The 26,237-nt window shown below is 60.3% G+C and carries 22 protein-coding genes; 5 read left to right on the forward strand and 17 right to left on the reverse strand.

The genetic code is table 11. The annotated features are described in order from the left end of the window. Positions 1-9: 9 nt before the first annotated feature. Positions 10-1,185, reverse strand: a complete 1,176-nt coding sequence (nhaA, locus tag HX868_RS14515; protein ID WP_177003341.1) for a Na+/H+ antiporter NhaA — start codon at positions 1,183-1,185, stop codon at positions 10-12. A 216-nt stretch (positions 1,186-1,401) separates the two neighbouring features. Here nhaA and HX868_RS14520 point away from each other — a divergent pair, with 216 nt between their 5' ends. Then, on the forward strand, positions 1,402-2,496 hold the full coding sequence (locus HX868_RS14520) for a PLP-dependent cysteine synthase family protein (protein ID WP_177003342.1): 1,095 nt from the start codon (positions 1,402-1,404) through the stop codon (positions 2,494-2,496). Between the two features lie 94 nt (positions 2,497-2,590). Here HX868_RS14520 and HX868_RS14525 read toward each other — a convergent pair whose 3' ends face one another. From HX868_RS14525 to HX868_RS14535, 3 genes are all read right to left on the reverse strand, one after another. Then, complete coding sequence (locus HX868_RS14525; protein ID WP_177003343.1) at positions 2,591-4,204, reverse strand: NAD(P)/FAD-dependent oxidoreductase; 1,614 nt, start codon at positions 4,202-4,204, stop codon at positions 2,591-2,593. A 106-nt stretch (positions 4,205-4,310) separates the two neighbouring features. After that, the gene (locus tag HX868_RS14530) at positions 4,311-4,982 is read right to left on the reverse strand and encodes a COG3650 family protein (RefSeq protein WP_016975060.1); all 672 of its coding nucleotides are present in this window, start codon (positions 4,980-4,982) and stop codon (positions 4,311-4,313) included. A 96-nt stretch (positions 4,983-5,078) separates the two neighbouring features. After that, positions 5,079-5,678: a short chain dehydrogenase gene (locus HX868_RS14535; RefSeq protein ID WP_095014997.1), complete on the reverse strand. Its 600-nt coding sequence runs from the start codon at positions 5,676-5,678 to the stop codon at positions 5,079-5,081. A 103-nt stretch (positions 5,679-5,781) separates the two neighbouring features. On the opposite strand from HX868_RS14535, the gene HX868_RS14540 reads away from it, so the two are divergent. Further along, positions 5,782-6,690, forward strand: a complete 909-nt coding sequence (locus HX868_RS14540; RefSeq protein ID WP_177003344.1) for a LysR family transcriptional regulator — start codon at positions 5,782-5,784, stop codon at positions 6,688-6,690. Here HX868_RS14540 and HX868_RS14545 read toward each other — a convergent pair. The 9 genes from HX868_RS14545 to HX868_RS14585 all read right to left on the reverse strand — a co-directional run bounded on the left by HX868_RS14545 (position 6,687) and on the right by HX868_RS14585 (position 14,332). Beyond that, positions 6,687-7,172: a DoxX family protein gene (locus HX868_RS14545; RefSeq protein WP_177003345.1), complete on the reverse strand. Its 486-nt coding sequence runs from the start codon at positions 7,170-7,172 to the stop codon at positions 6,687-6,689. The genes HX868_RS14540 and HX868_RS14545 overlap by 4 nt on opposite strands. Continuing rightward, positions 7,169-7,945: an HvfC/BufC N-terminal domain-containing protein gene (locus HX868_RS14550; RefSeq protein ID WP_177003346.1), complete on the reverse strand. Its 777-nt coding sequence runs from the start codon at positions 7,943-7,945 to the stop codon at positions 7,169-7,171. Before HX868_RS14550 ends, HX868_RS14545 begins: the two co-directional genes overlap by 4 nt. Next, positions 7,942-8,820: an MNIO family bufferin maturase gene (gene bufB, locus HX868_RS14555; protein ID WP_177003347.1), complete on the reverse strand. Its 879-nt coding sequence runs from the start codon at positions 8,818-8,820 to the stop codon at positions 7,942-7,944. The genes HX868_RS14550 and bufB overlap by 4 nt, the downstream gene beginning before the upstream one ends. Positions 8,821-8,843: 23 nt before the next feature. Continuing rightward, the gene (locus HX868_RS14560; protein ID WP_010212367.1) at positions 8,844-9,140 is read right to left on the reverse strand and encodes a BufA1 family periplasmic bufferin-type metallophore; all 297 of its coding nucleotides are present in this window, start codon (positions 9,138-9,140) and stop codon (positions 8,844-8,846) included. 197 nt (positions 9,141-9,337) lie between these two features. Beyond that, positions 9,338-10,039, reverse strand: a complete 702-nt coding sequence (locus HX868_RS31085) for an ABC transporter ATP-binding protein (RefSeq protein WP_095015002.1) — start codon at positions 10,037-10,039, stop codon at positions 9,338-9,340. A 1-nt stretch (position 10,040) separates the two neighbouring features. Then, positions 10,041-10,808, reverse strand: coding sequence for a high-affinity branched-chain amino acid ABC transporter ATP-binding protein LivG (livG, locus tag HX868_RS14570; RefSeq protein ID WP_016975067.1), 768 nt, complete (start codon positions 10,806-10,808; stop codon positions 10,041-10,043). After that, positions 10,805-12,058 (reverse strand): high-affinity branched-chain amino acid ABC transporter permease LivM, encoded by a 1,254-nt coding sequence (locus HX868_RS14575; RefSeq protein WP_016975068.1) that lies wholly within the window; start codon positions 12,056-12,058, stop codon positions 10,805-10,807. The genes livG and HX868_RS14575 overlap by 4 nt, the downstream gene beginning before the upstream one ends. Then, a complete protein-coding gene (gene livH / locus HX868_RS14580) occupies positions 12,055-12,978 on the reverse strand; it encodes a high-affinity branched-chain amino acid ABC transporter permease LivH (RefSeq protein WP_028619257.1) in 924 nt (307 codons plus the stop codon). Before livH ends, HX868_RS14575 begins: the two co-directional genes overlap by 4 nt. A 226-nt stretch (positions 12,979-13,204) precedes the next feature. Continuing rightward, positions 13,205-14,332 (reverse strand): branched-chain amino acid ABC transporter substrate-binding protein, encoded by a 1,128-nt coding sequence (locus tag HX868_RS14585; RefSeq protein ID WP_010212361.1) that lies wholly within the window; start codon positions 14,330-14,332, stop codon positions 13,205-13,207. A 341-nt stretch (positions 14,333-14,673) separates the two neighbouring features. Here HX868_RS14585 and HX868_RS14590 point away from each other — a divergent pair, with 341 nt between their 5' ends. Both HX868_RS14590 and HX868_RS14595 read left to right on the forward strand, forming a co-directional pair. Beyond that, on the forward strand, positions 14,674-14,985 hold the full coding sequence (locus HX868_RS14590; RefSeq protein ID WP_177003348.1) for a DUF2288 domain-containing protein: 312 nt from the start codon (positions 14,674-14,676) through the stop codon (positions 14,983-14,985). 252 nt (positions 14,986-15,237) lie between these two features. Beyond that, positions 15,238-16,329 carry a hypothetical protein gene (locus HX868_RS14595; RefSeq protein ID WP_177003349.1) on the forward strand — a complete coding sequence of 364 codons (1,092 nt, stop codon included), beginning with the start codon at positions 15,238-15,240 and terminating at the stop codon, positions 16,327-16,329. 36 nt (positions 16,330-16,365) lie between these two features. Here the strand turns inward: HX868_RS14595 and HX868_RS14600 are convergent, their stop codons facing one another. The 3 genes from HX868_RS14600 to HX868_RS14610 all read right to left on the reverse strand — a co-directional run bounded on the left by HX868_RS14600 (position 16,366) and on the right by HX868_RS14610 (position 21,519). Next, positions 16,366-18,543 carry a hypothetical protein gene (locus HX868_RS14600; RefSeq protein ID WP_016975072.1) on the reverse strand — a complete coding sequence of 726 codons (2,178 nt, stop codon included), beginning with the start codon at positions 18,541-18,543 and terminating at the stop codon, positions 16,366-16,368. Between the two features lie 205 nt (positions 18,544-18,748). Then, the gene (locus HX868_RS14605) at positions 18,749-21,013 is read right to left on the reverse strand and encodes a putative bifunctional diguanylate cyclase/phosphodiesterase (protein WP_177003350.1); all 2,265 of its coding nucleotides are present in this window, start codon (positions 21,011-21,013) and stop codon (positions 18,749-18,751) included. Positions 21,014-21,153: 140 nt separating this feature from the next. After that, positions 21,154-21,519, reverse strand: a complete 366-nt coding sequence (locus HX868_RS14610; RefSeq protein ID WP_038849758.1) for a YkgJ family cysteine cluster protein — start codon at positions 21,517-21,519, stop codon at positions 21,154-21,156. A gap of 251 nt (positions 21,520-21,770) precedes the next feature. Here HX868_RS14610 and HX868_RS14615 point away from each other — a divergent pair, with 251 nt between their 5' ends. Next, positions 21,771-23,117: a spinster family MFS transporter gene (locus HX868_RS14615; protein WP_177003351.1), complete on the forward strand. Its 1,347-nt coding sequence runs from the start codon at positions 21,771-21,773 to the stop codon at positions 23,115-23,117. A gap of 99 nt (positions 23,118-23,216) precedes the next feature. Here the strand turns inward: HX868_RS14615 and rapA are convergent, their stop codons facing one another. Further along, positions 23,217-26,063: an RNA polymerase-associated protein RapA gene (rapA, locus tag HX868_RS14620; protein WP_177003352.1), complete on the reverse strand. Its 2,847-nt coding sequence runs from the start codon at positions 26,061-26,063 to the stop codon at positions 23,217-23,219. Positions 26,064-26,237: the final 174 nt, after the last annotated feature.

Genomic DNA, 26,237 nt, shown 5'->3' on the forward strand with positions numbered 1-26,237 from the left:
TGTGGCGAGTCAGGCCTTCTTACGACTCGCCATCGCCGTCACCGCATAACCAATACACGCCGCCAGAATCGATCCCGTCAAAATCCCCATCCGGTCCTCACCGGCAAACTCACTGGCACCCGGCACAAATGCCAGCGAACCGACAAAAAGGCTCATGGTAAAGCCGATGCCACACAGGATCGCCACACCAAACACCTGCCCCCAGTTCGCGCCGCTGGGCAGGGCGGCAAGGCCGGTCTTGATCGCCAACCAGGTGAGGCCAAATACACCTACGGTCTTGCCGATCAGCAGGCCAGCGGCGATGCCCATGGGCACGTGGTGGGTGAAGCTTTCCAGGCTGACGCCGGTCAGGGACACGCCGGCATTGGCGAAGGCGAACAGCGGCAAGATGCCGTAGGCCACCCACGGGTGCAAGGCGTGTTCCAGCGTAAGCAGTGGCGAGGGTTCGGCGTTTTTGGTGCGCATCGGGATGCAGAAGGCCAACGTCACACCGGCCAGCGTCGCGTGGACACCACTCTTGAGTACGCACACCCACAGGATCAGCCCTATGATCAGGTACGGCCCGAGCTTGATGACGCCCAGGCGGTTCATGGCAATCAAGGCAATCAAGCAGGCACCCGCGCCCGCCAGGGCAGCACCGGACAGGTCTGCGGAATAGAACACGGCAATCACGATGATCGCCCCCAAGTCGTCAATGATTGCCAGGGTCATCAGGAACAGCTTCAGCGACACCGGCACACGCTTGCCCAGCAAGGCCAGCACGCCCAATGCGAAGGCGATGTCGGTGGCCATGGGGATCGCCCAGCCGGAGAGTGCGGCAGGGTAGTCCTTGTTGATCGCCCAGTAGATCAGCGCCGGCACGACCATGCCGCCGATAGCGGCTGCGCCTGGCAGGACCACTTGCGAGGGCTTGGACAGGTGGCCGTCGAGCAACTCGCGCTTGACCTCCAGGCCGATCAGCAGGAAGAACAGGGCCATCAGGCCGTCGTTGATCCACAGCAAGGCCGGCTTGGCGATTTTCAACGCGCCGATCTGCGCCACCACCGGTACGTCGAGAAACGCAGCGTACAGGTGCGACAAAGGTGAATTGTTGATGATCAACGCCAAGGCGGCAGCCGCGATCAACAACAGACCGCTGGCGGCTTCCAGCTGGAAGAAACGGGTAAAAGTGCTACGCAGAGGCAAGGGATGCTCTCCAATCCAGATTCAATAGGTGGGTACCCTAACCCGTACCGTTAGTTGTTAAAACAAAAGTTATATTCTTATTTGTTATAAGCAGCTGTTTGGCATGACGTTGCGCCTAAGCCTAGCAATTGTGTGTCCGATTGAGTCGGTACTGTATCTGTGTGACACGTAGGAAACCCCCTAAAATCAGGGCTTACACCTTTAGAGAAACTCTCCATGAGCGATCAACGTCCCTGGGCACGCGAAGCCATTCGTATCATTGAAGCAGACTTCCAGCGCAGCGCCGACACGCACCTGATCCCCTTGCCGCTGCCGGGGTTGCCGGGTATCGAGTTGTACTTCAAGGACGAGTCCAGCCACCCCACTGGCAGTCTCAAGCACCGACTTGCCCGCTCGCTGTTTCTCTATGCGCTGTGTAACGGTTGGCTCAAGCCGGGCGCGCCGGTGATCGAGGCCTCCAGCGGTTCGACGGCAATTTCCGAAGCCTACTTCGCGCGTTTGCTCGGTTTGCCGTTTATTGCGGTGATGCCGGCCACCACCTCCCAGGAAAAGATCGCGCAGATTGCCTTCTACGGGGGCAAGAGCCATCTGGTACAGGATCCCACGCAGATCTACGCCGAATCCGAACGCCTGGCGCGGGAAAGTGGCGGTCACTTCATGGACCAGTTCACCTACGCCGAACGCGCCACTGACTGGCGGGCGAACAACAATATCGCCGAGTCGATCTTCCAGCAGATGCGCTTCGAGCAGCATCCGGAACCGAGCTGGTTGATCTCCAGCCCCGGCACTGGCGGCACCACCGCGACCCTCGGTCGTTATGTGCGTTATCGCCAGCATTGCACCCGCGTGTTGTGTGCCGATGCCGAGCGTTCGGTGTTCTTTGATTTCTATCAGAGTGGCGACGCCAGCTTGCGCCTGGACTGCGGTTCACGCATCGAAGGCATTGGCCGGCCACGGGTCGAGGCGTCGTTTCTGCCCAAGGTGATCGATGCGATGGTCAAGGTGCCGGATGCGCTGTCGCTGGCGGCCATGCACTACCTGGCCGAGCGATTGGGGCGGCGGGTCGGTGGTTCCAGCGGGACCAACCTGATCGGCGCTTTGGTGGCAGCGCAGCAGATGAGAGCGGCGGGGGAGTCGGGCTCGATCGTGGCGATCTTGTGTGATGGCGGTGAACGCTACGCCACGACTTACTACGATCAGACGTGGTTGGCAGGGCAGGGGTATGTGTTGGACGACTTGATTGCGGCCGTTGCGGCCAGTGTCGAGCGGGGCGAACCCTTGCCGGACAGCATCCTGCGCGCGAATATCTGACACCCGGCAAAAACCAGTGTCGGAGCTGGCTTGCCTGCGATAGCGTCCTCAAGATCGCCATCGCCGGCAAGCCGGGCTCCTACAAGGGAACGTGTCAGGCCTCGATGCCCAACATGTCCCGTGCCAACGCCTCGGCAATCCGAATCCCATCCACGCCCGCCGACAGAATCCCACCGGCATAACCGGCACCTTCCCCGGCCGGGAACAGGCCTTTCACGTTCAGGCTCTGCATCGATTCGTTACGGGTGATCCGCAGCGGCGACGAGGTGCGCGTTTCAATACCGGTCAACACGGCGTCGTGCAGCGAATAACCCTTGATCTGCTTTTCGAACGCGGGCAGGGCTTCACGGATCGCTTCAACGGCAAAATCCGGCAAGGCCAGCGCCAAGTCGCCCAGGGACACGCCAGGCTTGTAAGACGGTTCCACACTGCCGATCGCCGTGGATGGCTTGCCCGCGATGAAGTCACCCACCAGTTGTGCTGGCGCCTCGTAGTTGCTGCCGCCGAGGACATAGGCGTGAGATTCCAGGCGTTCCTGTAGCTCGATACCCGCCAGCGGGCCACCTGGATAGTCCACTTCAGGCGTGATGCCGACCACGATGCCGGAGTTGGCATTGCGCTCGTTACGCGAGTACTGGCTCATGCCGTTGGTGACGACACGGCCTGGTTCGGAAGTCGCCGCGACCACGGTGCCGCCTGGGCACATGCAGAAGCTGTAGACCGAGCGGCCGTTCTTGGCGTGGTGCACCAGCTTGTAGTCGGCGGCGCCAAGTTTCGGGTGACCGGCGTATTTGCCCAGTCGCGCAGCGTCGATCAAGGATTGTGGGTGTTCGATACGGAAACCCACCGAGAACGGCTTGGCTTCCATGTACACACCACGACCGTGGAGCATGCGGAAGGTGTCGCGGGCGCTGTGGCCCAGGGCCAGGATCACGCGCTTGGACAGGATCTGCTCGCCGCCATCGACGACCACACCGTTCAACTGGCCGTCTTCGATCAGCACGTCGGTCACGCGCTGCTCGAAGCGCACTTCACCGCCGAGGGCGATGATCTGCTCGCGCATGTTCTCTACCACGCCGGTCAGGCGGAACGTACCGATGTGCGGCTTGCTGACGTAGAGGATCTCTTCCGGTGCACCGGCCTTGACGAATTCGTGGAGGACTTTGCGGCCGTGGAATTTCGGGTCCTTGATCTGGCTGTACAGCTTGCCGTCGGAAAAAGTCCCGGCGCCGCCTTCACCGAACTGCACATTGGACTCGGGGTTGAGCACGCTTTTGCGCCACAGGCCCCAGGTGTCCTTGGTGCGCTGGCGCACTTCCTTGCCGCGTTCGAGAATGATTGGCTTGAAGCCCATCTGCGCCAACAACAAGCCGGCGAAGATCCCGCACGGGCCGAAACCCACTACGATCGGCCGCTCCGTCAGGCCTTGCGGCGCCTGGCCCACGACTTTGTAGCTGACATCCGGCGCCGGGTTGACGTTGCGGTCATCGGCAAACTTGAGCAGCAGGGCGGCTTCACCCTTCACGTTCAAGTCGATGGTGTAGATGAAGCACAGCTCCGAGGATTTCTTGCGGGCGTCGTAGCTACGCTTGAACAGGGTGAAATCGAGCAAGTCATCACTGGCGATGCCCAGGCGCTGCACGATGGCGGGCCGCAGGTCTTCTTCGGGATGGTCGATGGGCAGCTTGAGTTCGGTGATTCGTAACATGACAGGATCCGGTAGGCGGCGGGCTCGGAGGCCGGCTGTTTTGCAAACCGGCGATTATAAGCCCCAATGGCGGTTTCCCGTCATGTTAAAACAGCACGACGTGACGTCAGTCGTCGCGCGAGCCGCCGAACGATGCGCAGCCGCGCTGCACCTGGCCGTTGACGCGCAGCTCGGCGGTCATGTGTTGCAGGCTGCCGCTGACCGGGTCGACGCAACGCTGCGGGGCGACCCACAATTCCACGTGCTGGTTGTTGGCTTCGGTCATCAGGTTGAAGCGGCCGTCGCCGATTTGTTCTTCCACATAGGGCACCGCCAATGGCGGCTGGCCTTCGCGTTCCAGCACCAGGCCCTTGGCGGTGACATTCATCACCCAGGTCGGCTTGTGGCCGTTGGCGCGCAGGATCATGCGCTTGAAGTCCGGGTCGTCGCAGGCCGAGGTCGAGCGCTCGACGCGGTAGAGTTGTTGCAGGTCGACGCTACCCTGAGTGCCGCTGGCAACCCCGGAAAACTTGCCGCGCAGGTCGGCAAACAACGCACCTTGCTGGCCGGCCAGGGAGGCTGCTTCCTGCAGGATGCTGGTGCCGCCGGTGTCATTGACCACGTAGTTGCGTTTGTCGCCACACGGCTGGAACAGCAGCTTGCCGCCGACCGCCGTGAGTTCGCCCTGCATGCGGGTCAGCCCGGCGATAGAAGGTTTGGCCGGATCGTTATCGAACATCTGGCAGGCGCCAAACAGGGGAAACAAGGCAAGTAGAGCAAGGGTATGGGCGGCACGCATGATCGGGTCTCCAGGCAAGTGCCGCCACGTTACGCAGGCCTGCGTCGCACCACAACCCCGCCCGCCAGCTTCAGGCGATTCTGACAGACAGCCTGATCACCCCACGATAAAAGTCTGACCGGTTTGCAGGCCTTCCACGCTTTTTGCGTAGGCCAATGCCACGTCGGCGCCCGGAGCCGGTTTGTAGCCACGGAAGTACGGCGCGTAGCTGTCCATGGCTTCAAGCAGGACCGTCGGGCTCACGGAGTTGATACGCAGTCCGCGCGGCAACTCGATCGCCGCGGCTTTGACGAAGGCATCGAGTGCGCCGTTGACCAGCGCCGCCGAGGCGCCGGTGCGGATCGGGTCGCGGTTCAGAATGCCACTGGTGAAGGTGAACGAGGCGCCATCATTGGCGTAATCGCGGCCGATCAGCAGCAGGTTGACCTGGCCCATCAGTTTGTCACGCAGGCCCAGTTCGAAATCGCTTTCAGTCATGTCGCCCAACGGTACGAAGTTCACGCTGCCCGCCGCACAGACCAGGGCATCGAACTTGCCCGTCTGTTCGAACAGCTTGCGGATCGACGCGCTGTCGCTGATATCCACCTGGAAGTCGCCGCTGTTGCGGCCGATGCTGACCACGTCGTGACGCTGAGCCAGTTCTGCCTTGACTGCCGAACCGACGGTGCCGCTGGCGCCAATCAATAGGATTTTCATGATGCTGTTCCTCCAGGGGTAAGTGAGGGTTCAGTCTAGAGTGGCTTTTTCTGTGAATAAACGCACTAATAGGCAACCTTTGGTTTTCAAATGGAAACAATCCATGAGCGAGATGGATGACCTGGCGGCCTTCGCCGTGCTGATCGAAGCCGGTAGTTTTACCGTGGCCGCTGAGCAACTGGGCTGCAGCAAAGGGCAGTTGTCCAAGCGGATCAGCCAGTTGGAAGCACAGTTTTCCGTGGTGCTGCTGCACCGCACCACGCGAAAGCTCAGCCTGACCGCGGCCGGCGCAGCGTTGCTGCCCCAAGCCCAGGCATTGGTGGTGCAGGTGGATCGGGCGCGACAGGCATTGGCCCGGCTCAAGGACGACCTGGCGGGGCCGGTGCGCATGACGGTGCCGGTGTCGTTGGGCGAGACCTTCTTCGACGGGTTGTTGCTGGAGTTTTCCAAGCAATACCCGCACGTGCAGATCGAGCTGGAGCTCAACAACAGCTACCGCGACCTGGCGCGGGATGGCTTTGACCTTGGCGTACGCTCAGGCGCGATCGAGAACGAGCGCCTGGTCGCCAAGCCATTGCTGGCCTGGCATGAGATGACCTGCGCCAGCCCGGCCTACCTTGAGCAGTATGGCGAGCCCCAAATGCCGGCTGATCTGGCCACTCACACCTGCCTGCTCAACAGCCATTACAGCGGTCGTGAAGAGTGGCTGTACCACCAGCAGCACGAATTGCTGCGGGTGCGGGTCAGCGGCACATTTGCCTCCAATCACTACAACCTGTTGAAAAAGGCCGCGCTGGTGGGTGCCGGTATCGCGCGGCTGCCGTCCTATGTGCTTCCTGCAGAATTGGCTGACGGCCGCTTGCGCTGGCTGCTGCGCGATTATCAGACGCGGAGCATGCCTATGTACCTGGTTCATCCTTATCAGGGCGGTTTACCGCGCCGCACCCAAGTGTTGGCCGACTACCTGGTGGATTGGTTCAAGCGCAGCGGCGAGGCGCTGGATCGGCTTTAAGCACAGCGACGGGCGATCAGATGATCGATGGACAGACGTCCCGGCCCTTTGGCCACAAGCAGTAATAGCAACGCGATCCAGGTGCCATGAGTCGGGTAGGCGTCCGGGTAGACGAACAGCTGGATCACCAGGGTCATACCGATCAGGGCCAAGGCCGAGAAACGTGTAGCAAAGCCCACCAGGATCAACACCGGGAAAAAGTGCTCGGCAAATGCCGCCATGTGCGCCGCGATTTCCGGTGACAGCAACGGCACGTGGTATTCGCTGCGAAACAGCGGCAATGTCGAGGCGGCTAATTTAGGCTCGCCGAGCTGGAAGGTGCCGCTGATCAAATCAATCGCGAAACCTTCGACTTTGGTTTGCCCGGATTTCCAAAACACAGCTGCAATGGAAAAACGCGCGAGAAACGCGATCAGGCTGTAAGGAACGTGTTCGAAAAGTGCGATGACCCGACTGATCAGGCACGACGGGCGAGTATTCATGGCGATACCTTTTGTTCTGGATGTAAATGAGTGATGGCGTTGTGGCTGATCAGCAGCGTCAGGCATTGGTGCAGGTCGAACTCGGCTGACGCTTCAAGCGCCTGTTCCACGGCTTTTTCCAAGGGCGTGCCATGGGCCAGGCTGTCGATAAACGCGACCGCGCCGTGGTCGATAGCAAAGACCTGAACCTCCAGGCCCTGACGCATGACCAGCGCACCCTGGGCGTGCCAGGGATTCAGCGTGGCCAGGCCACCTTCGATCTGATGCGCGGCCCAGATGGCCACCACCGCATAGGTGGAATTCAACGTGGCAAGGGAGGGATGCAGTTGCAGGCGCAACGTCCTCAGGTCAGTCTGGCCTTGCAGGGTCTGGAGAACCGCCTGCTGGTCCAAAGGCTGGGTATCCGCGGCGTGATAGGCACGCACACGCAAGCGTTCCAGCCGTGCGACATCGGCCAGGTAGGGCACGCTGGCGGCAGGCGCGAAGTCCTGGATAAACGCCGCGAACGCACTGCCATACTCGCTGATCAATGGGCTGGCGGGTGGGCAAGCCTGCACAAACAGGCCAGCCATGGCGCGAAAGAATTCGTCGCCGACCAGTTGCAGTGTCACGGGGTAGGCCGCCACCAATGCGTTGATCAACGAACTGTGCACATTGTTGCGATACACCACAAAGCGGCTGGCAGGGTCGGCGCCATTGCTGCTGAACAGGCCATCTGGGCAGGACAGGTCCGGCGCTAACAAGGCCTCGGCAAAATCGTCATGCAGGCTCATGGGGTCACCTGCGACAGATGCCAGTCGGCCTGTTGAGCCTCGGCCAGCAGTACGCCGAACGCTGGCACCTGGTTATCTCGCTCGATCAGGGTCGCCACTGAACCGACGTGCGCCAGTACTTTTTCGTACAACTGCCACACGGCGTTGTCGATAGGTGCGCCGTGATCATCGATCAGCAGGCGATCACCGAGACTGTCGGTGTCTTCGGCAAAACCGGCCAGATGCATCTCGCCCACCGCGTGCAACGGCAAGGCATCGATGTAGGCAAGTGGATCGCGCTGGTGGTTGATGCACGATACATAGACGTTGTTCACGTCCAGCAGCAAACCACAGCCGGTGCGGCGAATGATTTCGCTGATGAAGTCGGTCTCGTCCAGGGTTGAGCGCTGGAATTGCAGATAAGTCGACGGGTTTTCCAGCAGCATCGGGCGTTTGAGGGTGCTCTGCACTTGGTCAACGTGTTCGCATACCCGTTGCAGGGTCGCGCTGTCGTAAGCCAGGGGCAGCAGGTCATTGAGGAACACCGGGCCGTGGCTTGACCAGGCCAGGTGTTCGGAAAAAGAGTGGGGTTGATAGCGTTCGATCAGGGTGGCCAATCGTGCCAGATGGCCACGGTCCAGCGGGCCTTCGCCGCCGATGGACAGGCCTACGCCGTGCAAGGACAGCGGGTACTGTTCGCGGATCAACCCCAGGTAATGATGAAACGGGCCGCCGGCCACCATATAGTTCTCGGCGTGCACTTCAAAAAAACCGATGTCGGGCGAGGTCTCCAGCACTTCAAGGAAATGCTCATGCTTGAGCCCCAGCCCGGCCCGGCGTGGGAGGCCGGGCGCCTGAGCCTGGGAGACGGCTTGCAGGGATGAAAGAGTCATCATCAGTACTCAGGTTTTGCGAGGTTTCAGGACTTGGCGGTGAAGGCTGCTTCCTGGCCGAAACCGGTCGGCGAGGTGGAGCTTGGGGTCTTGAGGCAGGTGCCGGCCGGGACCAGTTTCCAGGCGTTGGCCTGATCTTTGGTTTTTGAGGTGCCGGCGCAGGAAGTACCAGCACCTGCGGCGCAATCGTTCTTGCCGGCTTCAGCGACGCCGAAGCATTTCTGCATGTCGTCGGCAGCGTGGGCGGTGGTAGCCAGGGTGGACAGGCTCAGGGCGGAACCGAGGGCCAGGACGAGGGTGGCGGCGGACAGTTTGGTAGTCATGGTGTATCTCCAGCAGTGGGTTGAGAGGGCGGGCTTGAATGCCTGCTTGTACCACTAGAGAGGGCGGGGGGGAATTTGTTACACGTCAGCCGGAAAAAATGAAAATTATCAATAACCCTGTAGGAGCCGGCTTGCCGGCGATGGCATTTTCTTGGACGCCATCGCCGGCAAGCCGGCTCCTACAATGGTTTGTTTCTTTAACCGCCCAGGTACGCCTCACGCACCTTCGGATCGGTCAGCAACTGCTCGCCAGTGCCTTGCATTACCACCCGGCCGTTTTCCAGCACATAGGCACGGTCAGCGATCTTCAAGGCCTGGTTGGCGTTCTGCTCCACCAGGAACACTGTCACACCGTCCTTGCGCAGTTGTTCGATGATGTCGAAGATCTGCTGGATGATGATCGGTGCCAGGCCCAGGGAGGGTTCGTCCAGCAGCAACAGCTTGGGTTTGCTCATCAGCGCGCGGCCGATGGCGAGCATTTGCTGCTCACCGCCGGACATGGTGCCGCCGCGCTGGCTGAAGCGCTCCTTGAGCCGGGGGAACAGGTGCAGCACCTTATCCATCTGCTCCTGGTAATCGCCCTTGTCGGTGAAGAACCCGCCCATGGCCAGGTTCTCCTCCACGGTCAGGCGTGAGAACACACGACGGCCTTCGGGCACCACCGCAATGCTCTTGCGCATGATCTGCGACGACTGCTGGCCCACCAGTTCTTCACCCATGTAGCGGATACTGCCACTGTAGGCCTGGGGCGAACCACACAGGGTCATCAACAGGGTCGATTTGCCGGCACCGTTGGCGCCGATCAGCGTGACGATCTCACCCTGGCGCACTTCGACGTTGACGCTGTGCAGGGCCTGGATCTTGCCGTAAAAAGTGGAAACGTTTTCGAATTGCAGCATTTTACGCTTCCCCCAAATAGGCTTTGATCACTTCAGGATTATCGCGGATCTGCTCCGGCGTCCCGTCGGCCAGAGGCGTGCCCTGGTTGATCACCACGATGTGGTCGGAAATGCTCATGACCAGTTTCATGTCGTGTTCGATCAACAACACGGTGGCGTTGTTTTCTTCACGCAACACGCTGATCAGCGCCTTGAGGTCTTCGGTTTCCTTGGGGTTCAGGCCGGCGGCTGGTTCGTCGAGCATGAGGATCCGCGGACGGGTCATCATGCAGCGGGCGATTTCCAGGCGACGTTGCTGACCGTAGGCCAGGGTGCCGGCCGGGCGGTTGGCGAACTCGGTCAGGTTGACCTTGTCCAGCCAGTACTCGGCGTATTCCATGGCCTCGCGTTCGCTCTTGCGGAACGCCGGGGTCTTGAACAGGCCCGCGAAGAAGTTGGTGTTCAGGTGACGGTGCTGGGCAATCAGCAGGTTTTCCACCGCCGTCATGTCCTTGAACAACCGCACGTTCTGGAAGGTCCGCACCACGCCCTTGCGGGCGATCTCGTGACCGGCCAGGCCTTGGATCGGCTGACCGTCCAGCAGGATGCTGCCACCGCTCGGCTTGTAGAAACCGGTGAGGCAGTTGAACACCGTGGTCTTGCCGGCACCGTTCGGGCCGATCAACGCTACGACTTGTTTCTCTTTCACGGTCAGGGCCACGCCGTTGACCGCCAGCAAGCCGCCGAAGCGCATGCTCAAGTTTTCGACTTTCAGGATCTCGCGGCTCATTTGCGCAGCTCCATGTGTGGACGTTGCATGGGCAGCAGGCCTTGAGGGCGCCAGATCATCATCAGCACCATCATGGCGCCGAACATCAACATGCGGTATTCGCTGAACTCACGCATCATTTCCGGCAGCAGGATCATCACGATCGCCGCCAGGATCACGCCCAGTTGCGAGCCCATGCCACCCAGTACCACGATGGCGAGGATGATCGCCGACTCGATGAAGGTGAACGACTCCGGCGTCACCAGGCCTTGGCGAGCGGCGAAGAAGCTGCCGGCGAAACCGGCGAAGGTTGCCCCGAGGGTGAAGGCCGAAAGCTTGATGACTGTCGGGTTCATGCCCAGAGCACGGCAGGCGATTTCATCTTCGCGCAGCGCTTCCCACGCACGGCCGATCGGCATGCGCAGCAGGCGGTTGATCACGAACAGGGCGGCCAATGCCAGCAACAGCGCCACCAGGTACAGGAACACCACTTTGCTCACCGGGTTGTAGTCGATCCCGAAGTATTCGTGGAACGTCTGCATGCCTTCTGCGGCGCTACGGTCGAACGTCAGGCCGAAGAACGTCGGCTTGGGGATGCTGCTGATACCGTTGGGGCCGCCGGTGATATCGGTGAGGTTACGCAGGAACAGACGGATGATTTCACCGAAGCCCAGGGTCACGATCGCCAGGTAGTCACCGCGCAAACGCAGCACCGGGAAGCCCAGCAGGAAGCCGAACGTGGCCGCCGCCATGCCCGCCAAGGGCAGGCAGATCCAGAAGCCCCAACCCAGGTAGTGCGAGAGCAGCGCGTAGGTGTACGCACCCACGGCGTAGAAACCCACGTAACCCAGGTCGAGCAAGCCGGCCAGGCCGACCACGATGTTCAGGCCAAGGCCCAGCAACACGTAGATCAGGATCAGGGTGGCGATATCGACCGCACCGCGCGAGCCGAAGAACGGCCAGATCAACGCGGCCACGATCAGGCCGATGATGATGTAGCGCTGGGTGCGCGGCAGGGTCAGGAATTGGCTGACCTTGGGCGATACCAACGGGCCACGGTTGCCCTTGAACAGGGCGCCGACCTGCTGGGTAAACAGCACGCGCAGGAACATCAGCACCGAGCACAGGGCGATGATGGTCAGGGTCACAGGACCGGTGCCATGCACTTCCAGGTTGATGCCGACAATGCTCAGCTTGAGGCCGAGCACGGGGAACGCAACCGCCCAAACCAACAGCGCGCTGAAAAACGCCGATTTAAGATATCTGCTCATACTTTCTCAACCTCCGGGCGGCCCAAAATGCCGGTCGGACGGAACAACAGCACCAGAACCAACAGGCCGAACGCCACGACGTCCTTGTACTGGTCGCCGAAGATATCGGCGCCAAAGGCTTCGGCCACACCCAGCACCAGGCCACCGAGCATCGCGCCCGGGATACTGCCGATGCCGCCCAAAACCGCCGCAGTAAAGGCCTTGAGGCCTACCAGGAAACCGGCGTTGGGGTTGATCACGCCGTACTGCATGCTCAGCAGCACCGCCGCAACGGCAGCCAGTGCGGCACCGATCACGAAGGTCAGGGCGATGATGTTGTTGGTGTTGATGCCCAGCAGGTTGGCCATCTTGATGTCTTCGGCGCAAGCCCGGCAGGCGCGCCCCAGACGGGAGCGGGAGATGAACAGGGTCAGGCCGAGCATCGCCACCAGGGTGACGACGAAGACCAGGATCTGCATGTACGAAATCAGCACTTCTTGTGCGCCGCCTGGGCCGAAGGAGATGCTCCCCGGGATCAGGTTGGGAATGGACTTGTCCTTGGAGTCCTGGGACAGCAATACAGTGTTCTGCAGGAAAATCGACATGCCGATGGCGGAAATCAGTGGGATCAAACGGTTGCTGCCACGCAAGGGACGGTAGGCAACACGCTCGATACTGTAGCCATAGGCACTGGTCACGACGATCGACGCCAGGAACGCGGCGGTCATCAACAGCGGCAGGGAGTGGATACCCATCATGGCCAACCCGGCAAGGGCGATAAAGGCCACGTAGGAGCCAATCATGTACACCTCGCCATGGGCGAAGTTGATCATTCCAATGATGCCGTAAACCATTGTGTAGCCAATGGCTATCAAGGCATAGGTGCTGCCAATGGTCAGGCCATTAACCAGCTGTTGGAAAAAATGATAGATCTCAGGCATTACAGCGCTCCTAAAAACCCGATACGCATTTCACTGGTGGAGTCATTTCCGGCCTGTGCCCTGTTCTGTGACCAGGTTGCACAAAGCGTTTGCCAGCGAACCGCTGGTGACGGTTTTAAGATTTTCAGGTGAGCCAGCGCCCGGATCGCGGGTGACAGGCCCATAAACCTCGTAAAACAAAGCCCACTGCTCTCACAGTGGGCTTGTTGGACCAGTAACGCCTGGCTTACTGAGGGGAAACTTCGGTTTTTGGTTTACCGAAGTGCCATTCGTAGACCACGAACTTGAAGTCCTTCAGGTCGCCCTTGGCGTCGAAGCTCAGGTCGCCGGTAGGGGTCTTGAAGGTGCCCGCGTGGATGGCTTCGGCCACTTTGGCGGTGTCTTCGCTTTTCGCTGCCTTGATGCCGCCGGCAATCACTTCGATGGCCGAGTAGGCTGGGAACACGAATGGACCGGTTGGGTCCTGTTTGTTCTTGGCGAACTCTTCAACGATGGCTTTGTTGGCCGGGTCAGTGTCGAAGGACTTAGGCAGGGTGACCAGCAGGCCTTCGGAAGCGCCCTGGGCGATTTGCGAGATGGAGTCGTTGCCGACGCCTTCCGGGCCCATGAACTTGGCGTTCAGGCCTTTTTCCTTGGCTTGGCGCAGGATCAGGCCCAGCTCAGGGTGGTAGCCGCCGTAGTAGACGAAGTCGACGTTGGCTTGCTTGAGCTTCTGGATGATCGAGGAGAAGTCTTTGTCGCCGGCGTTCAGGCCCTCGAAGACAGCAACCTTGGTGCCTTTCTTCTCGAGGGTCTGTTTAACGGCGGTGGCGATGCCTTCACCGTATTGCTGCTTGTCGTGCAGTACGGCAACGATCTTCGGCTTCACGTGGTCGGCGATGTAGTTGCCGGCGGCTGGGCCCTGGGCGCTGTCCAGGCCGATGGTGCGGAAGATCAGCTTGTAGCCACGGGCGGTGATTTCCGGGCTGGTGGCAGCCGGGGTAATCATGATCACGCCTTCGTCTTCATAGATGTCGGAGGCAGGTTGAGTGGAGCTGGAGCAGAGGTGACCGACCACGAACTTGACGCCGTCGTTGACCACTTTGTTGGCGACGGCAACGGCTTGTTTAGGATCGCAAGCGTCGTCGTATTCCTTGGCCTCAAGCATCTTGCCGTCTACGCCGCCCTTGGCGTTGATGTCGGCGATGGCTTGCTTGGCACCCATGAATTGCATGTCGCCGTATTGCGTCACTGGACCGGTCTTAGGCCCTGCGATACCGATCTTGATGGTGTCGGCTGCGAACGAATGGCCGGCAACCCCAGCCAGGACCATAGCGGCAAACAGTTTGGAAATCTGCTTAGTAGCCTTATTCATAGTGCTCCACTCTTACTGTTGTATTTTTTATAGTTCTAGCGGCCTTGTGAGCTGCAGAACCGGATCGGATATCTCGGATATCCCCCCGGCAGTGCCCTGGCAACTGTACCGGTACAGTGTAGAGCGCCGGTTGATCGCTTGAAAAGCTGGCTGCTGGGGGCAAAACCCGGGTATGTCGCTTAAATGAAAGAAAAAGACAGAATTGCGGCGGGGTGATGCCAGAGTTTCGGGCAATCCTTGGCTTTCCTGACACTTTCTCTCGGTGACTCATTTGCAACTGGGTTTTTCTACCCGGGCCACGACGTTATGATTGCGCCGTTTTTTTACTCAGGTGAATTCCCATGACGCAAGAACCTAGCACCCTCTATGCCAAGCTGCTCGGTGAAACCGCCGAAATATCCTGGAAAGAGCTTGAGCCGTTCTTTGCCAAGGGTGCCCTATTGTGGGTCGATGGCGGCCTGGATTTGATCGAAGCCGCCGAGGGAATGGCCGAGGACAACCGCGACAAAGTCGCTGCCTGGCTGGCCTCTGGCAGCCTGGGCGAAGTGTCTGCAACGCGGGCGCTGGACCTGGTGGAGCGTGATCCAAGCCTGTGGGCGGTGGTGGTTTCGCCGTGGATCCTGATCCAGGAAAGGGCAGCCTCTTCGAAGTAGGCACTGAAACGGTGCGTGAATTTCAGGTTTGAAAGTGTGTAGCGGGGTAACCGCTGACGCCGTGATGGCATCTTGCCGTGAAGAAAGGTCACAGCCCAGGGTGACGCGTACGTCATGGGAACAGTTTTTCCACCGTCCACAGGGTGGAAGAATTGTTTCTCAGTGTTTAAAAAGCCTGGCATTTGTCGGATCGGGACAGTAGGAAGCGCTGAAATTCCGGTAAAGTGCGCAGCCTGTCACCCGGAGCCCACCATGCCGTCAACGCTGCCCCCCTCAGCGAAGCCCTCGCACCAGCTGCTTTACCTTATCTACGGTAAACAAGATGTTTACCGGCGCGAAGCCAAATTCAGCATCCTCACTGCCTTGGCTCAGCTCAAGCCGGGTGAGTCGCTGTGCATCCGGGTCATGACCGATCGGCCCCAGGATTTCATCGGCTGGCCGGTAGAAACCACCGAGCTGGACGAGCAGACTCTGACCCAGTGGCAGGGCGACAACGGTTACCTCCACCGGCGCAAGGCCTGTGCAATCGCCCAAGGCTTGACGCTGGCGGACAAAACCCTGTTCGTCGATACGGATACGGTATTCCTCAAGTCCCCTCATCGCGTGTTCGATTTGATCGAGCCCGGCCAGTATGTGATGGACGAGTTCGAGTACGACTGGCGCTATGTCTGCCAGCGCCCGGACTACCTCAAGCTGGGCCAGCACCTGCACGCCCACGGCATTTCTGCCAGTAACAGCTTCAAGCTCTACAACAGTGGCCTGTGTGGTGTCCGTGATACGGATACGCCGCTGCTTGAAACCTCGATCCGCCTGATCGACGAGTGGACCCAGGGTTCATTCGACATCCACACCATCGAGCAAGTCGCAATTTCCTTCGCGATGCAGGGCAAGACGGTGCGCGAGGCCAGGAAGTTCGTTCATCACTATTACGCTGACAAGCGCTTCTTCCATGCCATGCAGGCGCATTTTTTCAGCCTTCATGGTGAAACCTTCGGCCCTGAGCTGGTGGCGCGTTGCCTTGACGTACCGCAGTTCAAACCTATGCCATCGGCGTGGCAGCGACTGAGCATCAAATGGAAGCTGCGTAATCAGCGCAAGCATGTAAAACGGGTCGGTCGCGACTTGCTCTACGGCAGCGCCGCGCCTGCGAATCCCTATTACGACGTGTGCCGACAAGGCTGGTGGGAATCGGCCTCGCGTGAAATTCGCGGTTGGGATGAGGCTGAGCAGAACACGTTCTTCGGAACGCAAGCCTCCAGCTGGCCGAAGCAATTGCCCCGGCCTGCCAAGTCTGCAGACGAGCAGGCCATCGTCGCCTACCTGCAGCAACGACGAGCCTCGTGAAACAGTGACGGCGCCAAACGGCGCCGTCGCTACGCGTCAGGCGGTCTTGCCCGTGTGGTTATTCAACGAAATAACTTTGGTCTTGCCGATGCGGTGACGGTAGATCTCACGCAGGTACTTGATCGACTTCTTCACGCAATCCCGTGACAGGCGAATGTCATTGATCGACACGAACTTGTCTTTGTCGTTGATCAGCTCGCGGTACTTCTTCTCATACATCGGCTTGATCGCGTACCAGTTGGTATCGAGGATCTTCGCCGGGTTTTCGAACTCGTTGAGCAGCTCGTCGATACGGTCCTCGTCGAAGTCCTCGTGGATGATGAAGTCCAGGATCGAGTTGTCCAGCGTGTCATCGAAGCGGTACGGGTTGCGCGCGAAGCAGCGCTTGATGAAGGCTACGATCAGCGTGAGGAAATCATCCGACAGGCACGGGCTTTTGGCGATCAAGGTGGTCAGCGACAAGTTGGCCGATGCGCCAATCACCAGCGCATAGCGCTTGAGCGTGGTGTTGGGGAACAGGCTGTTGAGGTGGGTCTTGAGCCGGTTCAGGTCCATGTAGGACAGCTTGTAGTCCTTGGGCAACGAGACAATCGACACCACCGACGAACAGTTCTTGAAGAAGTGCAGGTCGTGCAACGCGGCTGCGTCGTAGCCCGAATTCTTGTACTGCTCCAGCGAGGCCTTGTAGCGCTTGGATTCGATCGGCAGCAGGCTGATGCCTTCGATGGCCTGGGTGACCTTATTGAAGTGCGGCAGGTCGATGGAACGGAAGAACAGATCATCGATGTTCAAGCGTTGCGGCTCTTTGTCGAACACCTTGAACTTGTCACTCGACGGCGCTGGGGTCTCCGGCACGACGGACTCAGCGTAGGCAATCGCCACCGGGCCGGCCAGGCTCATGAAGAGGTCGTTGGCATCCAGGCGGATGGTTTCGCCGATGTCAATCCCGGCACGACGGAAGTAGTTCTGGTCGTAGTCGGTGGTCACGGCCTGGGCCGTGAGGATGTTGAAGATCTGCTGGGAAATGTACTGGTTGGCGTGTTTTTCCATGGCATTGACGTCAATGTTCTGGATATTGCCGTCATCGCTTTCTTCGGCATAACGCATGATGTCGTTGGAAATCAGCATCATTGCGTTCCACGGCCGGATACGCCCCTTCACGCTGGCTTCGCTGCTGTCTTCATTGGCAAAGTTGTACGAGAAGTCCCATTCTTCCGACAGGTATTTGCACAGCAGGCGCCCGGCGTTGATGTGCAGCGCCTCGGACATTTCGCTGCGGTGGTCGGAGATGTTCGGCAGCACGCAAATGCCGCTGGTGAAGATCGGTTCGAACACAAAGGCATGGCCGCTTTTGCTGTCGTGCTCGTCGGCGGGCTTGGTGTCGAACGTCTTGTTCATGTACGAGTGCTGCTGGGCCAGGCCGAACTCCGAGGCCATGCCCGAGCCGGTGCCGCCGCCGGCGCTGAAGATCGAGAAATACAGGCGCGACTGGTTCGCCTTGATGCCGCAAGAGTCGATCAGGTACGAATGGATCATCTTCCAGTCAGGGCTGGAAAAACGCTGGGTGTCTTTATTGAGGATGATCTTGGCCAGGTACTGGCCGAGGATCGGCGCGTTACCGGCGCCACCGGCATGGACTTCCGACAGGTCCATGATTTTCATCTTGCTATAGTCGCGCAAAAAGCCGCTTTTTTCACCCTTGCGCGAGAAACGGATGCGCCCGGCGATGTCTTTGTCCAGGTCGCCGAGCATCACCAGCGGTTCCACCAGGAACACCGGTTTGCTGGCCTTGCCGCCGCCCAGGCGCAGGTTGTTGCGGATCCACTGGGCGGGGCTATAGCCCTTGTCCTGCGATTTGTCTTCGTTGCTGAATTCGTTCAGGTAGAACTTGCGCGCGTTGTACACCAGCTCGGCCACGTCCAGCGCAATGTTGGAACCGCAGCGGCCCAGGCCGATCAGGCAGACCGAGGGAAATTCCTGCTCGTTGCGCGGGTCGTTGTCGCCTTCCAGGTGGGGCGGGCGCGGGAACACCATATCGCGCAGGCCGTCGAGGTTGTCGAGGATGCGGTCGGTATTGGTTTCGGTGAAGTACAGGTATTGCTGGGTGGCCAGCGGGCGGGCGCTGCTCAATGACTTTGAACCTGAGGGCTTGTCCGCAGGAGCTGGGAGCAACACGTCGGATACCACGGTGGCAGAGTTATTTTTAGAAGTCATTGTGCGCCATGTGCCTGGGCGGATGGCTGAAAAGTATCAAAGGGCCATCACGGAATGGGAGTTCGCGACTTTACAGTGCGTCCTTGTCCTGGGCGAGTGGGCTAAACCCTAGTGTTTTCGGGGGAAAACCTGGCCGGACTCTGATGAATCGGCCGTTCGTCGGCGTTCTTTAGGCAAATGATGGCTAAATGCCAAAGTTTCGGCGTCAGCGAATTGGCCTGACGATGGACGTGGAGCCGCCTCGGTTTGGAGAAGGCTCTTTCGGCGAGTTGCTGTCCTTGGTGACCACTCCGCTCGGTGAGTGGAGGGGGTTGCGCATGTTGATGCCTTGCATCACACCGATGATGTCACTGGCCGGCACCGCCGGGCTCAGCAGGTAACCCTGGACGAAATCACAGCCATGCTTGTGCAGCAGCTCAAACTGGGCCTGGGTTTCGACGCCTTCGGTCACCACTTGCAAATGCAGGGTGTGGGCCATGCCGATCACCGCCTGGACGATCTCGATATCCGCAGTGGACTTGGGAATATCCTGGATAAACGAGCGGTCGATCTTCAGCGTGTTGAGTGGCAAGCGCTTGAGGTAAGCAAGGGACGAGTAGCCGGTGCCGAAGTCGTCAATGGCCAGCGACACGCCCAGCGCGCGGATCTGCCGCAACAATGCCAAGGTGCTGCTGATGTTGCCCATCAGGGCGTTTTCGGTGACTTCCAGCTCTAGGCGGTTGGCGCCGATCCCGCTGAAGCGCAACGCGTCTTCGATTTCATCCGCCAGCTCATCGCGGGCCAGGTTCAGGGCCGAGCAGTTCACCGCCATGGTCAGGTCGGTATAACCCCGTTCCGACAACAGGCTCAGGTCATGACAGGCTTGGCGCAGTACCCAGTGGTCCAGTTCGGCAATCAGGCCGTTGCTTTCGGCGATGCCGATAAAGCGGTCCGGGGCCAGTAAGCCGTGCTGTGGATGTTGCCAGCGCACCAGGGCTTCCAGCCGCGTGACCTTGCCCAGTTTCATGTCGAAGATCGGTTGATAGAACAGCACCAGTTGGTTGCGGGTGCGCAGGGCGCCGCGCAGTTCCTCTTCCAGTTGCAGTTCGAGGAAGGCGCGGGTTTTCAGGTTGGAGCTGAAGAAGTTCAGGCTGTTGCGCCCGGCATCCTTGGATTGATACAGCGCCAGGTCGGCGGTTTTCAGCAGTTCTTCGCAGGTCAGGCCATCATCGGGGAACAGGCTGATGCCGATGCTGGTGGTCATCACCATGCGCCGGCCGGCCAGTTCGATGGGTTCTTTCATCTGTTGCATGATGCGCTGGGCCAGGTGCCGGGCTTCGTCACGGTGGTGGATGCTGATCAGAATGCAGAACTCATCGCCGCCAAACCGCGCGACCACATCGGCGTGGCTGCGCACCGAGCCTTTGATGTGCCCGGCCAGCACGGTGAGCAATTGGTCGCCAGCGTCATGCCCGAGGCTGTCGTTGATGCGTTTGAAGTGGTCGATATCGAGGAAAATCACCGCCATCATGCCGTGGGAGGCGGTTTTTTCGGCGAGCTTTTCCGCAAAGATCTGGTTGAAACCGCGGCGGTTGAGCAGGCTGGTCAAGGCGTCGTAGTGGGCCACCTGTTGCAGCGAGGCGCGGGCCTGGTCCAGTTCGCTGAGCAGCGCATTGACCCGGCGCAGGTCACGTTCCTTGTGCTGCAGCTTCTTGTCGGCCAGGGCGGCGCTGATGCTGCTACCGATTACCAGCAGCGTGATGACGGCGACCGACAGGCCCAGTTGAATCGGGTTGTTGTCCAGCGGCAGCGACAGGTCCGCCCCGGTCGGCACCATCAGGCGCATGGCGGCCATGCCGGTGAAATGCATACTCAGAATGCCGGCACCGAGCACCAGGCTGGCGGCATATTTGAGCAACTGGTGGAACACCCCGGCGCCGTTGCGCAGGTAACTCGACAGCAGCAATGCCGCCAAGCTGGCGCCGATGGCAATGCCGATCGAGGCTATGAACAGGCGCGTTTCGAAATACACCTGGGCCTGGGAGCGCATGGCCGACATGCCGACGTAATGCATCAAGGCGATGCCGATGCCCATCCAGACCGACGCCAGCAAATACTGGTGGAAGCGCAAGTGGGGGTGACTGAGGGTTTGCATGGCAATCAACGACGCGATCAGCGCGATCAGCAAGGACGCGAACGTCATGAACAGTTCGTAATGGATAGCGATCGGGGCCTGGAAGGCCAGCATGCTGATGAAATGGGTCGACCAGATCCCGCCTGCCAGGCAACCAGCACCGAGCCAGCGCCAATGGCGCTGCGCGGTAGGGTCTTCGACATGGCCGACGCGTTCGGCCATGTCCAGCGTGCCGAAACCCGCCGCGCACGCGACCAGATAGGCGAGCAGTACCAGGAAGGGGTTATGACTGCAATTGAGTAATAAGTGCCCGCTCTCTGGAAGCTCGGTAAAAAAATGCAGACCCAGCCATTCCATAGCATGTCCCGTCATAGAGTCACGTCACTGCCTACGGCGATGACCTATGGGGACGAGTGTAGACGTGTAGGAGAATTCGCCAAGGAGTAATGGCACTTTGCTTGTCTACGATTTTGTCATGCCACCCATAGCGTTTGATGCTAAGCGCTGATGGGCAGGTCAAGTTCGAACGGTGCTTCCAGCGGCGCCAGGCCAAACGCGGCGCGGGCTGCATCGCAATCGGCGTTGTGCACGCCCTCATACCAGGAGGACTCGAATTCGCGGCACACGCTGGAGCGCTGATCGTAGATCGTGCAGCGGGTGCCTTGGCCTACTTCTCCTTCAAGGCTGCAGCAGCGCGCCGGTTTCTGGTCGGTGCCGATCATCGCCACGCGGGTGGGGTTGATCTGTACCACCAGGTCATCGGGCACCGTGCCCCCCGACGAGGCGCACTCTCCCCAGAAGAAAGACACACGAAAGTGTGAACAGCAGGCACCGCAATTCAGACACGGACTGGCTTCGGACATGGGCGTCATCGATAAGAAAAGTAGGAGTGGGGTGTTACGGAAGGCTCGCCATTCTATCCGGGCCATGGCCGTTGGGAAGGGGGGCACGCACTTATATTTTTGTAGGCGAAGTCCCGTGCTGCCGGGCGAAATCATGCCCTATCAGCTTTACGAATCATTACAGACAACCGGGTGCCGTCTGACTATGTTGCAGGTACCGGGCAGGATGCATCGGGCATCGCAGCTCTCATAACAATAAAAGAGACGGACCCATGCAGAACTCGACCCAAGCGGCGAATGCCTGGCGCATTCTGTTCCTGCTGTTCCTGGCCAACCTGTTCAACTTCTTCGATCGCACGATTCCGGCGATCATCATTGAGCCAATCCGCATGGAATGGCACCTGAGCGACTTCCAGCTCGGCATCATCGGTACCGCGTTCACCATCGTCTACGCCATTGCCGGCTTGCCCCTCGGGCGCCTGGCCGACACCGGTTCACGCAGCAAACTGATGGGCTGGGGCCTGTTCGCCTGGAGCGGGCTGACGGCGGTCAATGGCATGGTCGGCAGTTTCTGGACATTTTTGCTGGTGCGCATGGGCATTGGCATTGGCGAAGCCAGTTATGCGCCGGCGGCCAACTCGCTGATTGGCGACCTGTTCCCGGCGCACCGTCGCGCGCGGGCCATGGGCATTTTCATGCTGGGCCTGCCGTTGGGGCTATTGCTGGCGTTCTTCACCATCGGCTGGATGGTCAAGGCGTTCGACAGTTGGCGCGCGCCGTTCTTTATCGCGGCGGTACCGGGGATGATCCTGGCGGTGTTCATGTTCTATATCAAGGAGCCCAAGCGCGGCGCCGCCGAAACCGTGCAAGTCTCCCAGGAGCGCGTCGACCGCCCGATCCGCCGCGTGCTGGCGGTGCCGACTTTCCTGTGGCTGGTGCTGGCCGGGCTGTGCTTCAACTTTGCGACTTATGCCTGCAACTCGTTCCTGGTGCCGATGCTGCAGCGTTATTTCCTGATGCCGTTGCAGGAAGCCGCCGTTGCCACGGGTGTGATCGTCGGGTTGACCGGCCTGGTAGGCCTGACGCTAGGCGGCTGGGTCGCCGACAAGATTCATCAGCGCGTTGCCAATGGTCGCCTGTTGTTCGCCGCGTTCAGCCTGATTATCTCCACCGTGACCACCGCCTGGGCGTTGCACGCCGGGCGCATCGAGATTGGCGTGTTCGTGGCGCTGTTCAGCGTGGGTTGGTTGTTTGCCTATAACTTCTACACCTGCGTGTATACGGCGATTCAGGACGTGGTCGAGCCGCGCCTGCGGGCCACGGCCATGGCGCTGTTTTTTGCCGGGCTGTATTTGCTGGGCGGTGGGATGGGGCCGATCGTGGTGGGCGGGCTTTCCGATCATTTCGCGCACTCGGCGATGTATGCGGCGGGGGCGGAACAGATGACCGAAGCTTATAAAGCGGTGGGGTTGCATGACGCCATGTACCTGATCCCGGTGGCGCTGTTCTTGACCATGTTGTTTCTGTTCCAGGCGTCGCGCAGCTTTGTGCGGGATGCCAAGAAGATGAAGGAGGGGTTGAGTGCAGTGGAGGTGCCGGCTGCGGCGGCGATAGCTTGAAACCGAGGTGACGCCATCGCCGGCAAGCCGGCTCCTACAAGAGATTGTGTATACCTGTAGGAGCCGGCTTGCCGGCGATGGGGCCTTTGATGACGGCGATTAGCCCGCGACCAACACCCGAATCGCTTCCAGTCGCAGCGCCGCCTTATCCAGCATGGCCAAGCCTTGCTCACGTTGGGTGCGCAGGGCGACCAGCTCACTGTCACGCACGGTCGGGTTGACCGCTTGCAACGCGGTCAGGCGCGCCAGTTCTTCGTCGGTGTCCGCCGCCAGGCGACGCTTGGCCTCGGCCACGCGCTCGGCATGTTGCGGGGTGATCTTCTCTTCACCGGCGTTGATCCGTGGCGTCAGCTGGTCGCGCTGGGCCTGGATGAACTTGTTGGCGCTGGCCCTCGGCACGCTTTCCAACTGGTCGTTGAGGGTCACGAATGACACGCGGCTCGACAGGTCGTTGCCATTGGCATCCAGCAAGCAGCGCAGGGCGGCCGGTGGCAGGTAGCGGCCCAGTTGCAGCGAGCGCGGGGCAACCACTTCACTCACGTACAGCAGTTCCAGCAACACGGTGCCCGGCTTGAGCGCCTTGTTCTTGATCAGCGCCACGGCGGTGTTGCCCATGGAGCCGGACAGCACCAGGTCCATGCCGCCCTGCACCATCGGGTGTTCCCAGGTGATGAACTGCATGTCTTCGCGCGACAGCGCCTGGTTGCGGTCGTAGGTGATGGTCACACCTTCGTCGTCACCCAGGGGGAAGCTGGCGTCGAGCATTTTTTCGCTGGGCTTGAGGATCAGCGCGTTTTCCGAGTGGTCTTCGCTGTCGATGCCAAAGGCGTCGAACAGGGTTTCCATGTAGATCGGCAGGGCGAACTGGTCGTCTTGCTCCAGGATGTCCTCGACCAGCGCATCGCCTTCGCCGGCGCCGCCGGAGTTGAGTTCCAGCAGGCGGTCGCGACCGGTGTGCAGCTCTTCTTCCAGACGCTCGCGCTCGGCACGGGCCTCGTCGATCAGGGCTTGCCACTCGCCGTCGTCAGCATTTTCCAGTAGCGGCAGCAGGCGTGGGCCGAACTGATGCTGCAAGGCGTTGCCGGTCGGGCAGGTGTTGAGGAAGGCGTTCAGCGCTTCGTGGTACCACTGGAACAGGCGCTCTTGCGGGCTGGTTTCCAGGTACGGCACGTGCAACTCGATCACGTGTTTCTGGCCGATCCGGTCCAGACGGCCGATGCGCTGTTCCAGCAAATCGGGGTGGGACGGCAGATCGAACAGCACCAAGTGGTGGGAGAACTGGAAGTTGCGGCCTTCACTGCCGATTTCCGAGCAGATCAGCACTTGGGCGCCGAATTCTTCATCGGCAAAGTAGGCAGCGGCGCGGTCACGTTCGAGGATGTTCATGCCCTCGTGGAACACCGTGGCCGGGATACCGGAGCGCACGCGCAGGGCGTCTTCCAGGTCCATGGCGGTTTCGGCGTGGGCGCAGATCACCAGGACCTTGGTGCGCTTGAGCATTTTCAGCTGGTCGATCAGCCACTCAACGCGCGGGTCGAAGCGCCACCAGCGGTTTTCTTCTTCAATGTCCGGCTGCGACTGGAAGCTGACTTCCGGGTACAGCTCGGCGTGCTCGCCCAGCGGCAACTCCAGGTATTCGTCCGGGTTCGGCAGCGGGTAAGCGTGCAGCTTGCGCTCGGGGAAACCTTGCACGGCGGCGCGGGTGTTGCGGAACAGCACGCGGCCAGTGCCGTGACGGTCGAGCAGCTCGCGCACCAGGCGTGCGCTGGCTTCGGTGTCGCCATCGTTGACGGCGGTCAGCAGGGCTTCACCTTCGTTGCCGAGGAAACCCTGGATGGTCTTATGTGCGGCAGGGGAGAGACGCCCCTTGTCCAGCAGCTCCTGCACGGCTTCGGCGACCGGGCGATAGTTCTCGCTTTCGGAGCGGAAGGCTTGCAGGTCGTGGAAACGGTTTGGGTCGAGCAGGCGCAGGCGTGCGAAGTGGCTGTCCTGGCCCAATTGCTCGGGGGTGGCGGTCAGCAGCAGTACGCCAGGAATCACTTCGGCCAGTTGTTCGACCAGTGCGTATTCCGGGCTGGCTTTTTCTTCGTGCCAGACCAAGTGGTGAGCTTCGTCGACCACCAAGAGGTCCCAGCCAGCGGCGAACAGCGCGTCCTGGGCCTTCTCGTCGTCCACCAGCCACTCCAGGGCCACCAGCGCAAGCTGGGTGTCTTCGAACGGGTTGGTGGCATCGCTTTCGATAAAGCGTTCTTCGTCGAACAGCGCCACCTGCAGGTTGAAGCGGCGGCGCATTTCCACCAGCCATTGGTGCTGCAGGTTTTCCGGCACCAGGATCAGCACGCGGTTGGCGCGGCCCGACAGCAGTTGGCGATGGATCACCAGACCGGCTTCGATGGTTTTACCCAGGCCCACTTCGTCGGCCAGCAAGACCCGTGGCGCGATACGGTCAGCGACTTCACGGGCAATGTGCAACTGGTGAGCAATAGGTTGCGCACGCACGCCGCCCAGGCCCCACAGCGAGGACTGCAATTGGCGGCTGGTGTGTTCCAGCGTGTGGTAGCGCAGCGAGAACCAGGCCAGCGGGTCGATCTGCCCGGCGAACAGGCGGTCGCTGGCCAGGCGGAACTGGATGAAATTGGACAGTTGGGTTTCCGGCAGGGTGACCTGCTCGTTCTGCCCATTGAGGCCGTGGTACACCAGCAGGCCATCGACGTCGTCGACTTCCTGTACGGTCATTTTCCAGCCTTCGAAGTGGGTGATGCTGTCACCCGGCGAAAACCTCACGCGAGTGAGGGGCGCATTCCGTAGCGCATACTGGCGGGTGTCGCCAGTGGCCGGATAGAGCACGGTCAACAAGCGCCCGTCCTGTGCCAGAACGGTGCCTAACCCCAGCTCTGCTTCGCTGTCACTAATCCAGCGTTGCCCCGGTTGATACTGCTGCGCCATGCTGCCTGACTCCCGCCGTGAAAAAGCCGACTATCTTAACGGAACAAGCCCCCACGCCCAAGGACTCTGACAAAAACTACTCCGTTTGCGCTGGAAGCCGGAAGCCGAATCGACGGGTGGCGGGCACTTGGGAGTGTCGACTGGGTCACAGGTTGGCAACCCTGTGCTCAAGTC

The sequence above is a fragment of the Pseudomonas reactans genome (assembly GCF_013385825.1).
In the GTDB taxonomy this organism is placed as follows: domain Bacteria; phylum Pseudomonadota; class Gammaproteobacteria; order Pseudomonadales; family Pseudomonadaceae; genus Aquipseudomonas; species Aquipseudomonas reactans.